Origin of the sequence: Saccharopolyspora sp. NPDC049357 (genome assembly GCF_040677225.1) — a bacterium.
In the GTDB taxonomy this organism is placed as follows: Bacteria; Actinomycetota; Actinomycetes; order Mycobacteriales; family Pseudonocardiaceae; genus Saccharopolyspora.
Map to the genome: position 1 here is coordinate 14,899 of NZ_JBFAQJ010000004.1, position 12,249 is coordinate 27,147.

The 12,249-nt window shown below is 70.4% G+C and carries 12 protein-coding genes; 8 read left to right on the forward strand and 4 right to left on the reverse strand.

Going from position 1 to position 12,249, the window contains the following annotated elements:
- Positions 1-41 precede the first annotated feature (41 nt).
- Entirely contained in the window at positions 42-1,454 is a 1,413-nt protein-coding gene (locus tag AB0J91_RS04645) for an amidase (protein ID WP_363864154.1), read from the forward strand.
- 19 nt (positions 1,455-1,473) lie between these two features.
- Here AB0J91_RS04645 and AB0J91_RS04650 read toward each other — a convergent pair whose 3' ends face one another.
- Positions 1,474-2,133 (reverse strand): hypothetical protein, encoded by a 660-nt coding sequence (locus tag AB0J91_RS04650; RefSeq protein ID WP_363864156.1) that lies wholly within the window; start codon positions 2,131-2,133, stop codon positions 1,474-1,476.
- 236 nt (positions 2,134-2,369) lie between these two features.
- On the opposite strand from AB0J91_RS04650, the gene AB0J91_RS04655 reads away from it, so the two are divergent.
- Positions 2,370-3,821 (forward strand): MFS transporter, encoded by a 1,452-nt coding sequence (locus AB0J91_RS04655; protein WP_363864158.1) that lies wholly within the window; start codon positions 2,370-2,372, stop codon positions 3,819-3,821.
- Between the two features lie 10 nt (positions 3,822-3,831).
- The gene (locus tag AB0J91_RS04660; RefSeq protein ID WP_363864160.1) at positions 3,832-4,407 is read left to right on the forward strand and encodes a TetR family transcriptional regulator; all 576 of its coding nucleotides are present in this window, start codon (positions 3,832-3,834) and stop codon (positions 4,405-4,407) included.
- Between the two features lie 213 nt (positions 4,408-4,620).
- Here the strand turns inward: AB0J91_RS04660 and ssuE are convergent, their stop codons facing one another.
- Positions 4,621-5,181, reverse strand: coding sequence for an NADPH-dependent FMN reductase (gene ssuE, locus AB0J91_RS04665; protein ID WP_363793695.1), 561 nt, complete (start codon positions 5,179-5,181; stop codon positions 4,621-4,623).
- 311 nt (positions 5,182-5,492) lie between these two features.
- On the opposite strand from ssuE, the gene AB0J91_RS04670 reads away from it, so the two are divergent.
- From AB0J91_RS04670 to AB0J91_RS04685, 4 genes are all read left to right on the forward strand, one after another.
- A complete protein-coding gene (locus tag AB0J91_RS04670; protein ID WP_363864162.1) occupies positions 5,493-6,743 on the forward strand; it encodes an aspartate aminotransferase family protein in 1,251 nt (416 codons plus the stop codon).
- A gap of 375 nt (positions 6,744-7,118) precedes the next feature.
- Positions 7,119-7,628 carry an ATP-binding protein gene (locus tag AB0J91_RS04675; protein WP_363793699.1) on the forward strand — a complete coding sequence of 170 codons (510 nt, stop codon included), beginning with the start codon at positions 7,119-7,121 and terminating at the stop codon, positions 7,626-7,628.
- Between the two features lie 144 nt (positions 7,629-7,772).
- Positions 7,773-9,638, forward strand: a complete 1,866-nt coding sequence (locus AB0J91_RS04680) for a transketolase (protein ID WP_363864525.1) — start codon at positions 7,773-7,775, stop codon at positions 9,636-9,638.
- Between the two features lie 57 nt (positions 9,639-9,695).
- Complete coding sequence (locus AB0J91_RS04685; RefSeq protein ID WP_363793703.1) at positions 9,696-9,896, forward strand: DUF2795 domain-containing protein; 201 nt, start codon at positions 9,696-9,698, stop codon at positions 9,894-9,896.
- Between the two features lie 4 nt (positions 9,897-9,900).
- Here the strand turns inward: AB0J91_RS04685 and AB0J91_RS04690 are convergent, their stop codons facing one another.
- Positions 9,901-10,179 (reverse strand): DUF3040 domain-containing protein, encoded by a 279-nt coding sequence (locus AB0J91_RS04690; protein ID WP_363864164.1) that lies wholly within the window; start codon positions 10,177-10,179, stop codon positions 9,901-9,903.
- A gap of 177 nt (positions 10,180-10,356) precedes the next feature.
- Complete coding sequence (locus tag AB0J91_RS04695) at positions 10,357-11,373, reverse strand: MBL fold metallo-hydrolase (protein WP_363864166.1); 1,017 nt, start codon at positions 11,371-11,373, stop codon at positions 10,357-10,359.
- A 201-nt stretch (positions 11,374-11,574) separates the two neighbouring features.
- Here AB0J91_RS04695 and AB0J91_RS04700 point away from each other — a divergent pair, with 201 nt between their 5' ends.
- Positions 11,575-12,228 carry a FadR/GntR family transcriptional regulator gene (locus AB0J91_RS04700; RefSeq protein WP_363864168.1) on the forward strand — a complete coding sequence of 218 codons (654 nt, stop codon included), beginning with the start codon at positions 11,575-11,577 and terminating at the stop codon, positions 12,226-12,228.
- Positions 12,229-12,249 lie beyond the last annotated feature (21 nt).

Sequence of the window (12,249 nt, forward strand, 5' to 3'; positions counted from 1 at the left end):
GGCTATCTTGCGTGGCGAACCACGCCGAGGAGGAGCCAGACGTGCCGGAATCGCTCTGCCACCGCACCGCCACCGACCTGTCCGCGCTGATCCGGGCGCGGGAGGTCTCGGCGCGCGAGGTGATGCAGGCCCACCTGGACCGCATCGAGCTGCTGAACCCGAAGGTCAACGCCCTGGTCTCGCTGGACCCCGAACGGGCGCTGGCCGCTGCGGCCTCCGCCGACGAGCGGCTGGCCTCCGGCGCCCCGGTCGGTCCGCTGCACGGGTTGCCGATCGCGCACAAGGACACCCACGACACCGCGGGCCTCCGCACGACCTACGGCTCGCCGCTGCTGGCCGATCACGTCCCGGACCGCGACGAGCTCGTCGTGGAACGGCTCAAGGCCGCGGGCACGATCGCGATGGGCAAGACGAACGTGCCCGAGTTCGCGGCCGGTTCGCACACCTTCAACCCGGTCTTCGGCACCACCGCCAACCCCTACGCGCTCGACCGCTCGGCGGGTGGCAGCAGCGGTGGCGCGGCGGCCTCGCTGGCCTGCCGGATGCAACCGCTGGCCGACGGCAGCGACATGGGCGGCTCGCTGCGCAACCCGGCGTCGTTCTGCAACGTCGTGGGCCTGCGACCGGCACCGGGCCGGGTGCCGACGTGGCCGGACCTCGCGGCGTGGTCGACGCTGTCGGTGCAGGGCCCGATGGCGCGCACCGTCTCCGACGTGGCGCTGATGCTCTCGGCGATCGCCGGGCCCGACGACCGCAGCCCGATCGCGATCAGCGAGCCCGGCTCGGTGTTCCAGGGCTCCCTGGATACCGACCTGGCCGGGCTGCGGGTGGCGTTCTCGATGGACCTCGGCGGCGAGCTGGCGGTGGACCCGCAGGTGCGCGCGGTGCTCGAACCGGCCGCGCAGGTGCTCACCGACATCGGTGGCGTCGTGCAGGAGGCCGCGCCCGACCTGACCGGCGCGGACGAGGTCTTCCGGACGTTGCGCGCCTGGCAGTTCGAGCTTGCCCTCGGCGAGCTCCGCGACGCCCACCCGGACCGGATCAAGCCGAGCCTGCGCGACAACATCGACGCAGGACGAGCGCTGACCGGTGCCGACGTGGGGCGCGCCGAACGGCTCCACACCGAGCTCTACCACCGGGTCCGCGAGTTCTTCGGCCGCTTCGACGTGCTCGCGCTCCCGGTGAGCCAGGTGCCGCCGTTCGACATCGACCTGGAGTTCCCCACCGAGATCGGTGGCGTGACCATGCCGTCCTACCTCGACTGGATGCGCTCGGCGTACTGGATCTCGGCCACCGCCTGCCCGGCGATCTCGGTCCCGGCCGGATTCACCCCGCAGGGCCTCCCGGTCGGCCTCCAGCTGGTGGCCCCGCACCGCGGCGAACGCCGGCTGCTGGAGATCGCCCACGCGTTCGAGCGAGCGACGCAGCACGCCGCCGTCCTCCCCCAGCTCTGACCCGGCCACGGCCGCCGCATCAGTCGCGGTCGGCGGCCGTGGCGTGGTCGTAGTAGCCGAGGACGCCGGTGGCGCCGTGCAGGGCGAAGCCCGCTTCGGGCGTGGCGGGCTCGCCCGCGGTCTCGATGATCCGTCGCATCGTGGTCCCGACGAGCGCGTCGAGGTCCCGCCAACGTCGCGCCGGGTCGCCGCCGGCCGTTGCGTCCTCGGCGAAGTCCTCGGCGCACCGGTCGAGCCCTTCGCGCAGAAGCTGCGCGTGCTTCATGAACTCACCCCGACCCCAGCCCGGAGCCAGGTCCTCGGCGTGCGCGGCGAGCAGACCCACCATGTGGGCGATGTCATCGACGTGGTTGCCGAGCCACTTGCGGCGCCGGTGGATCGATCCCAGCTCCGGCCACCTCTTGCGCGCGGCCTGCCGGGTCCTCCCGGTCACCGCGCTCAGATCGGCCAGGCTCGCGCCCAGCCATACGCTCTCGGCCGACGCCGCCTCGGTCTGCTGAGCCGCGGCCTCGGCCACGAGCTCTTCGGTGGCCAGCGCCGCCTGCAACCGCGCGAGCGATGCCGCCCGTCGCTGCTGCTCATCGCCCACGTCGGAGCCCTTGGGGCCGGGATCGTGGACCTCCACGCTCGCCTCTGCAGCCAAGCGCTCGACGAGCCGAGCGGCTTCCTGTGCCGACATGATTCCGCCTTCCTGTAAACCGTTGGTTCACAGTAGCAGTGTGAACCTGAGGTTTACAACCTGGAGTCCTCAGGGCTCGACCGGGAGGCGCTGCATTAGCTGTCCACTGTGGACTTCAGGCGGGTGAATTTTCGTGACTACCACGCAAAATCGGACATACGGCGCCTTGCATCCAGTGGTGAACACAGGTTTACTCATGTGGTGAACACGAGTTCACGCTGGGAGTGAGGAGTCTGATGAGCGTCGCCGGGTCCGCTTCGTCCGCAACGCGCAGTTCGAAAGTGGTCATCCTCGTGCTCGCCTCGTGCGGGATCGCGGTATCGCTGATGCAGACCCTGGTCGTCCCACTCCTCCCCGAGTTCCCCCACCTGCTCGGCACCACGGCCGCCAACGCGGGCTGGCTGGTCACCGCCCCGCTCGTCGCCGGCGCGGTGTGCGCGCCGGTCACCGGACGACTGGGCGACATGTACGGCAAGCGCCGGATGCTGCTGTTATCCCTGGCCACGATGGCGGTGGGCAGCGCGATCGGAGCGGTCAGCGACGACTTCACCGCGGTGCTGGTCGGCCGCGTGCTGCAGGGCGCGGCCGTCGGCGTGGTGCCGCTGGGCATCAGCATCATGCGCGACGAGCTGCCCGAGGAGCGCGTGGGCTCCGGAGTGGCGCTGATGAGCGCGACGCTGGGCATCGGCGGTGCGGTCGGACTGCCGATCACCGGCGTGGTCGCCCAGGAGCTCAACTGGCACTGGCTGTTCGCCGGGGCGATGGTCTTCGCCCTCGTCGAGATCGCCCTCATCCTGCGGGTGGTGCCCGAATCGTCCCTGCGCACGGGCGGGAAGTTCGACTTCGTCGGCGCGCTGGGGCTCTCGGCTGCGCTGACCTGCCTGCTGCTGGCCATCTCCAAGGGCAACGAGTGGGGCTGGTCGAGCGCCCTGGTGCTCGGCCTGCTCGCCGGAGCGGTCGTCGCCCTGCTGCTGTGGGGCGCCTACGAGCTGCGGACCGCCGCTCCGCTGGTGGACCTGCGGGTGTCGGCCCGGCCGACCGTGCTGCTGACCAACATCGCGTCCGTGCTGGTGGGCATCGCGATGTTCACCGGCTTCCTGGTCGGTTCGCAGCTGCTGCAGGCCCCTCCGGAGACCGGCTACGGGTACGGCCTGTCGCTGGTGGTCGCGGGCCTGGTCCTGCTGCCGATCGGTGCCGCGATGGGCCTGTTCTCCCCCGTCTCGGCCCGGATCTCCCGCCGCTACGGTCCGCGCACCACGCTCATCCTCGGGGCCTGCGTGCTGGCGGTGGGCAACCTCGGCGGTTCGATGCTGCACGACCCGCTGTCGGTCGTGGTGGTGAACCTGACGATCTCCTCGATCGGTGGCGCCCTGGCCTACGGCGCGCTGCCCGCGCTGATCATGCGTTCGGTGCCCACCACCGAGACCGCCGCCGCCAACGCGCTCAACAGCCTCGCCCGGTCGATCGGCACCTCCGGGTGCAGCGCAATCGTGGTCGCGCTGACCACCGGTTCCCTGGTGCACGTGGCCGGCGGGACCTACCCGTCGATCAACGCCTACTCCTGGGTTTTCGTGGTCGCGGGCGGCGCGGGTCTGGTGGCCGCGCTGATCGCCGCGGCGACCCCGGCACCACCTCGGTACGAGGCTGTTACCCATCGGGTGGCCTTCGCGGTGGGGGGCTCGCGCTAGCCTGAGGTGCATGCCCACCACGGGGTCGATCGAGGAGCAGCGCCGCGATGCGTGCGCCACGCGGGAAACCATCCTGAAGATGGCGAGGCGGCGCTTCTCCTCCTGCGGTTACGCCGACGTGACGTTGCGCGACATCGCCGCGGACGCCGACGTCAGCGCAGCGCTGGTGGTCAAGTACTTCGGCAGCAAGGAGGACCTGTTCGCGCAGGCCTCGGGTTTCGAGCACGACGCCGAGAGGCTGCTGGACTGCGAGCTGCCGCACCTCGGCGAGCACCTGGTGCGCACGCTGCTGGACTACCACGATCGCACCCAGGGCGATCCGCTCGTGCGCGCGGTGTTCACCTCGTCGCGCCCGGCGGGCGGCCGCTTCCGCGACAACTTCGAGTCCCAGCTGGTCACCCGGCTCGCCGATCGGCTCGACGGGCCCCGGGCGCGACTGCGCGCCGAGCTGGTGTGCAGCCACCTGATGGGGCTCGGCGCCGCGCGCCTGGTGCTGCGCACCCAGGCGATCAGCGCCGAGCCCACCGAAGAGCTCGTGGCCCTCACGGCACCGCTGATCCAGCGGTGGATCGACGGTCCGCTCTAGGGACTGTTGAGGAATTGCTCTTGCGTAGCGGTGCGGGTAGCAGAACCTGAGCGGTTCCGTGGACTCCGTGCGCCACGACTTATGTATTCCGCTTACCCAGGGGGTGGACATCGGCGTCGCGGCGTACTCGCCACGAAACCGCTCAGAACCTGCGGCGGTGCCAACTGAGTCCCACACCTGGAACAGCGGCTCCGCCGCATTCCTGAACAGCTCCTAGGCCGAGCGCCCCAGCACCGTGGCGTGCGGGATGCCGTCGAGCGCCTTGCTGAACTGCTCGATGACGTCGGCCAGCGGTCCCGCGCTGTCGTCGTGCACGGCGAGCTCCTCATCGACCAGCGAGAGGTGCTTGTCGAGCAGGAAGAAGCTCTGCACCGCGTGCCGGGCGCCCAGCGAGTGCACCACCGGACGCAGCGCGTAGTCGATGGCCAGCACGTGCGCGACGCTGCCGCCGGTGGCCAGCGGCAGCACGGCCTTGCCCGCGAAGCCGAACTGCGGCAGCAGGTCCAGGAACGACTTCAGCAGACCCGAGTAGGCGGCCTTGTAGGTGGGCGTGGCCAGCACGATGCCGTCGGCCGCCGCCACCTGCTCGACCGCCGAGGAGATGGCCGGGTCGGAGACGTCGGCGCTCAGCAGCGCCTCGGCGGGCAGGGTCCGAACCCGGAGGTGTTCGGTGGTGCGCCCGGCCGCGGCCAGCCGCTGCGCGATGTGCTCGCCGATCTTCTCCGTCTTCGAGGTGCGCGACGGGCTTCCGGAAATGACCAGGACGGTGGACACGAGCTGCTCCCTGAATCTGGTCCGCTGCGGACCGTTACCGGGTTCGGCCGGATGCGGCGTCACCCCTGACTTCGTGGTTTCGTCAGGAGCGACAGCCCTGCGCCGTCACGCGCCGCAAGTCGACGTGCATCCGCCTGCTGAGTCTCGGAGTGGTCACGGATCCCATCGTCTTGGCGGTGCGCTCGCGGTGTCAACGAACGGTCGCCGGATCTCATCTGGCGGACGCCGGGAGCCGAACTCCCCGTTGCGCAGCTCTGGCCATCGAGGTGTCCGGAAGACGAAGCTGTCGGATGAACAACGAAGGAGGATTCATGTCATCAAGCCAGACCGCGCTGTGGCACCCGTTCGCGGACATGTTCGAGGTCAAGAGCAGCAGCTTCTGCGTCACCAAGGCCGAGGGAGTCTGGATCTACGACGACTCCGGACGCCGCTACCTCGACGGCACCGCGAGCCTCTGGTACGCCAACGCCGGGCACGGCCGCACCGAGATCGTCGAGGCCGCCGCCGCGCAGATGCGGGAGCTGGAGTCCTACTTCGTCTTCAACGACTACACCAACCCGCCCGCCGAGGCGCTGGCCACGCGGCTGTCCGAACTCGCCCCGATGCCGGGCGCCAAGATCTTCCTGACCACCGGTGGCGGTGAGGCCATCGACACCGCCGCGAAGCTCGCGCGGCAGTACTGGGCGCAGCGCGGGCAGCCGCAGCGCACCCACATCCTCAGCCGGGGCAACGCCTACCACGGCACCAACGGCCTGGGCACCAGCATCGGCGGCATCGAGGCCAACCAGGCCGGGTTCGGTCAGCTGGTTCCCGAGACGGGCCGCGTCGCGCACGACGACGCCGAAGGCCTGCGCGAGGCCATCGAGCGCATCGGCGCCGAGAAGATCGCGGCGTTCTTCGCCGAGCCGGTGATGGGCGCGGGCGGTCTCTACCCGCCGGAACCGGGCTACCTGGAGGCCATCGCCAAGATCTGCGCCGAGCACGGGATCCTGTTCGTCGCCGACTCGGTGATCTGCGGCTTCGGCCGGGTGGGCACCTGGTTCGGGGTCGAGCGCTGGGGCCTGCAGCCCGACATGATCACCTTCGCCAAGGGCGTGACCAGCGGTTACCTGCCGCTGGGCGGTGTGGTCGTGGCCGAGCACGTCGCCGAGCCGTTCTGGGAGGAGCCGGGCCGGGTGTTCCGCCACGGCGCCACCTACTCGGGCCACCCCACGGTCGCGGCTGCGGCCATGGCCAACCTCGACATCCTGGAGCGCGAGAAGCTCATCTCGCGCTCCGATGAGCTGGAGCAGCCGCTGCACGACGCGCTCAGCAGCGTCGCCGACCACCCGGCGGTCGCCGAGGTTCGCGGTGGTGTCGGCCTGCTCGGAGCCGTCGAGCTCACCGCGGAGGCGCTGCAGGCGGGCGGTCTGCCCAAGCTGCAGAAGAAGATCCGGGAGCTCGGTGTGATCGTCCGCCCGCTGGGCAAGGCCCTGGCCGTCTCGCCGCCGCTGATCATCACCGAGGACGAGATCGGCCTCATCGGCAAGGCGTTCGCGGAGGGCCTCGACGCCCTGGCCTGACGCGCGGGCGTCGTCGGAGCGGCCTCGACACGCGCGGCCGCTCCGACACGCGCGGCGCCCGATCGCCGTTCATCCCCTCGGCTATTACAGAGGCCATCCGTCTGGAACTTCCCCGTTGTGGAACCGATACGTCCGGAGGTGGTCCCGACCTGCTTTCGTCACGTACGTTTTTCACCAGATCGTGCGTCGTCGCAGATGGAGAAGGCTGTCGACGGCGGTTGCGATGTTCGCGGCGGCCCGCCGATCCCGGGCCGATCGGTGAACGGCAAGGCCGAAAGCAAAAGGGGCCCCTGCGCACAAGCCACCCAGTAGAGTTGGCAAAATACGGCTTCCGGGTGATCGACGCAGTGGGGGCGGACGGAGGAACTCAACCAGGTGAACACTCAGACCGCACAAGTCGACGACCTTCGACTGATCGCGCTTCCGAGCGCGGTGAACTGCACCGAGATGTTCGTGCGGTTCTCCCTGGCCGAGTGGTCTCTGCGCGAGATGACCGACATCGCCACGCAGCTCACCGGCGCCCTGGTGACGGCGGCCGTGGACGCCGCCGACCAGAAGAACCCCGGTTTCATCACCGTCCGCCTGCGCTTGAGCGGTGAGAGCCTCGTCGCCGAGGTCCAGGACGAGCAGGCCACGGTTCCCCCGCAGCTCGCGCCCGGTTTCGCCGAAGGCCGCTGCGGTGCGACCGCGCTGCGCACCGGCGGCACCCTGGTGTGGTGCGAGATGCCGCTGCCCAGCGGTGTGAAGGCCGATTCCGTCCCGCTCCCCCGCCGCTCCCGCAAGAAGAACGCGATGGCACCGCAGAACACCGAGGAGACCGCCGAGGTCGACCCCGAGGTCATCAAGCGCCTGCTGTCCGGACTGAGCAACGGCGGCTTGGACTGAGAACCGCCGAGTGGTCACCCTGCTCGGCGGTGCGGTAGCGGAAACCCGCGGTCAAGGCGCAGCGGCGGTGTGCCGGCCGAGACGCACGCCTGAAACGACGGCTCCGCCGCGCTCCTGAACCGGCTCCGGCGCAAGCAGGGTGACCTGGGCCTTGTTTCGCACGCCCGCACCCCGGGCACCTTCCGGGGCATGGACCAGGCAATGTTCCGCTCCGAACTGGCGCAGCAGCTGCGGGTGGACTCGGTTCGGGCCAGCACGGCCGCCGGTTCCGGGCACCCCACCTCGTCGATGTCGGCGGCCGACCTGCTGGCGGTGCTGCTCGACGGACACCTGCGACTGGATTTCGACCGTCCGGACAATCCGGCGAACGATCACCTGATCTTCTCCAAGGGCCACGCCTCGCCGCTGCAGTACGCCGCGTTCAAAGCGGTCGGCGCCATCGAGGACGACGAGCTGCTGACCTTCCGCAAGTTCGGCAGCCGGCTCGAAGGCCACCCGACCCCGGTCCTGCCGTGGGTGGACGTGGCGACCGGCTCGCTGGGCCAGGGCCTGCCCATCGGGGTGGGCCTGGCGCTGGCGGGCAAGCGGCTCGACCGGCTGCCCTACCGGGTGTGGGTGCTCTGCGGCGACAGCGAGATGGCCGAGGGCTCGGTGTGGGAAGCCCTGGAACACGCCGGGCACGAGCAGCTCGACAACCTGACCGCGCTCATCGACGTCAACCGCCTCGGCCAGACCGGACCCACGATGCACGGCTGGGACCTGTCCTCCTACTCCGCCCGAGCGCAGGCGGCGGGCTGGCGCACCATCGAGATCGACGGGCACGACCTCGACGAGATCGAATCAGCGCTGACCCAGGCCGAGGACGGCGACGGCCGCCCGGTCGCGATCCTGGCCGCCACCCAGAAGGGCAAGGGGGTCGCCGAGGTCGCCGACAAGCCCGGTTTCCACGGCAAACCGCTGGCGCACGCCGAGGAGTCGATCGCCGAGCTCGGCGGTCTGCGCGACCTGCGGGTCACACCCGCCAAGCCCGACGCCGACGCCAAGCCGCACGTGTTCGACACCGGAAGCGGCGGACTGCCCGCCTACGAGCAGGGCACCGAGCTGGCCACCCGCAAGGCCTACGGGCAGGCGCTGGCGGCGCTGGGCGACCGGCGCGGGGACGTGGTGGCGCTGGACGGCGAGGTGTCGAACTCGACCTTCGCGGAGCTCTTCCGCGATGCCCACCCGGACCGCTACTTCGAGATGTACATCGCCGAGCAGCAGCTGATCGCCGCAGCGGTGGGCATGCAGGTGCGCGGTTGGTGCGCGTTCGCCTCGACCTTCGCAGCGTTCCTCTCCCGCGCCTACGACTTCATCCGGATGGCCGCGGTGAGCCGGGCCGATCTGCGGCTGATGGGTTCGCACGCCGGCGTGGCGATCGGCGAGGACGGCCCGTCGCAGATGGCGCTGGAGGACTTGGCCGCGTTCCGCGCCGTGCACGGCAGCACGGTGCTCTACCCGTGCGACGCCAACCAGACCGTGCAGCTGGTGACGGCGATGGCGGATCTGCCCGGCATCAGCTACCTGCGCACCAGCCGCGGTGTGATGCCGGTGATCTACCCGCCCGGCGAGCAGTTCCCGATCGGCGGCTCCAAGGTGGTCCGCGACGGGAACGACGTGACGTTGGTCGGCGCCGGGGTCACGCTGCACGAGGCGGTCAAGGCCGCGGACGTCCTGGCGCACGAGGGAATCGAGGCCCGGGTCATCGACCTGTACTCGGTCAAACCCGTCGACTCCGGCACGCTGCGGCGCGCCGCGACCGAGACGGCGGGGCTGGTCACCGCCGAGGACCACTGGCCCGAAGGCGGTCTCGGCGAAGCGGTGCTCAGCGCGCTGACCGACCACCCCGCGCAGGTGCGCACGCTCGCCGTGCACGAGATGCCCGGTTCAGGTCAGCCCGCGGAGCTGCTCGGCCAGGCCCGCATCGACGCCACGGCCATCGCCGAGAAGGCCCGCGAACTGGCGTCCTGAGGTTTCCGCGCGTTCGGCCCGGGTAAGCGGTGGGCGAAGTGCTCGAACGGAGGAATCATGGTTCTGGCCGATCGCGCGGAGATGCTGCAGGTGCTCTGCCACGTCCGGTTCCCGGCGACCAAGCGGGAGATCGTGCAGCAGTGCGCGGAGCTCGGGGCCGGTCCTGAGCAGATGGACCGCCTCGACGAGTTGCCCGAGGGCACCTTCGTCGAGGCCGACACGGTGCTGCAGGCCCTGCCGCACCCGATGCACGACTGACGAGTCACGTCTCCTTGTGCCGGCGGCCGGTGAAGCAGACCGCGATCGCGCCGGCGGCCGTGATCATGCCCAGCGCGGCCGAGGTCCACACCAGGCCGCTGGCCAAGGACAGCAGCGACAGCATCGCGGTCAGCGTGAGCGCGGTGAACACCAGGACGCGGCGCATCATGCCCCAGCCCCGGTCACCTTCGAACCGCTCGAACTTCTCCGCGAGCTGAGGGTCTGCGGACTCCAGCGCCGTTTCGATCTCGGCGAGCATGTCCCGCTCGTGCTTGCTCAACATGACGAGCTCCTAGTGACGTCCCCTTTGACCCCAACGAGGTACTCGCTCCTCAACTGCCGCACGCGGCCCGTGGAGCTCATCCAGGCTCGCACGTGATCGCCTGCCGCCCCTACTCTGCAGTCGGGTGAATTTCGGCCCGCCGATGACCACCCGGTGATCACGCTCCGTCGCCGAAGACTACGAGTAGTGCAGAACTCCTTCGACGCGCTGCGCGCCGAGCTCGCCCTGCAGCACCAGGACGTCCAGGTGCGCGGCGGTTTCCAGCACCGCCATCATCTGGTTGAACACGTCGAGGTCGTCGAAGGCGCGCTCGCGACGGGTCCAGGTCAGCGCACGAGCGGCCTCGTAGGCCGTGCTCGCTCCGGCCGCGACGACCGCGGCGGTGGCCACCAGCCGAGCGTCGTGGTGGGCCAGCAGCTCGTCGACCCGGTCGTGGACGCTGTCGGTGACGGGCCCGTGGGCGGGCAGCAGTCGCATGTCCGGCAGGCCGCGCACCAGCCGCAACGAGGCCAGGTAGTCCCGCAGCGGGCTCGCGGTGGGCGCCTGCTCGAAGCCGATGGACGGGGTGATGTGCGGCAGCACGTGATCACCGGCGAACATCAACCCGGCCTGCTCCTCCAGGAACACCAGGTGGCCGCGGGTGTGCCCGGGCGTGGGCAGCGCGCGCAGCTGCCGGTCGGTCAGCCCGAGGTCGGTGGCGGCGTTGATCCACGTGTCGGGCTTCTCCCAGACGTGGTGGCGCGGCTCATCGGATCGCAGGCCCAGCAGCGCGTCGCGGACCGGTTTGGCGCCGTGCTCGGCCAGCAGTTCCAGCTGGCTGTCCATGGACCGGTGGTCCGGGGACATCAGCTGGTCGAGGGTGTCCCGCTCCTCCTCGCCGAGCATCACCTCGGAGCCGAACTCGCGGCGCAGGGTGAGCGCCTGCGTGTAGTGGTCGCGGTGCGCGTGGGTGACCAGGAAGCGGGTGATGTCGCCCGCGCCGGCGCCGATCCGGGCGAGGGCGGCGTCGAGCTGCTGGCGGGACTCCTCCAGGGCCCAGCCGCCGTCGACGAGGGTCAGCGAGTCACCGTCGGCGATGGCGTAGACGTTGACCGCGCGGAGGCCGTCGTTGGGCAGCGGCAGCGGGATCCGGTGCACGCCCGGAGCCACTTCGAACGCCCCCGGTTCCATCCACTCGTACCGCGACTCATCCATGCGACACCTCCAGAGACCCGATCTACCAGCTCTACCACACATACCAACCGGTTGGTGTGTGGCAACGCTCACTGGTGCAGTACACTCCCCGGATCCGGATCACCCGCGCGTCCACTGTGGACACGGGAGCGGACCTTGACCTTGTCGGCGCGAGAACCGCGGGTTCTCGCGGTGTGCAGATCGCGAACGGGCGGAGACCGCGTGTCGTTGCCGGAAGAGCTGTCCGAACAGCTTCTCGGGTCGATCATCGACGGGACCTACCCGCCCGGCGCCTGCTTGCCCTCCGAACCCGAGCTCGCCGAGCTGTTCTCGATCAGCCGGTTGACCGTGCGCGAGGCCGTCAAGGCGCTGCGGGTGCAGAACGTCGTGCGCATCGAACGCGGACGCGGCACCTACGTCAATCCACCGGCCGAGTGGACCTCGCTTCACCCGATGATCCGCGCCGCGACCTCCCCCGGTGCCGATCCCGAGGTCGTCGCCGGAATCCACGAGGCGCGGCGGATGCTGGAGTCCGGAATCGCCGAGCTCGCCGCGATCAAGCGCACCGACGCCGATCTGCGGCGCCTGCGCGAGCAGCTGCGGAACATGCGCGAGGCCGGCACCCCCGAAACGCGTGCCAACGCCCACATCGCGTTCCACCAGGCGATCGTGCGCGCCACCGGCAACGCCTTCGTCCCGCTGCTCTTCGAACCGTTCATGCGGCTGCTGTCCGAGCTGCCGGTGGAGACCGACCGCGGGGCGGTCGTCCGCCACGAGCGGCTGCTCGCCGCGATCGAAGCCGGTGACCCGACCGAGGCGCGCCGAGTCATGGCCGCTCACCTGCGTTCTCAGCAGAATCGCCCGCGAACCGCGTAACCTCGGCTGCGCATGATCGTT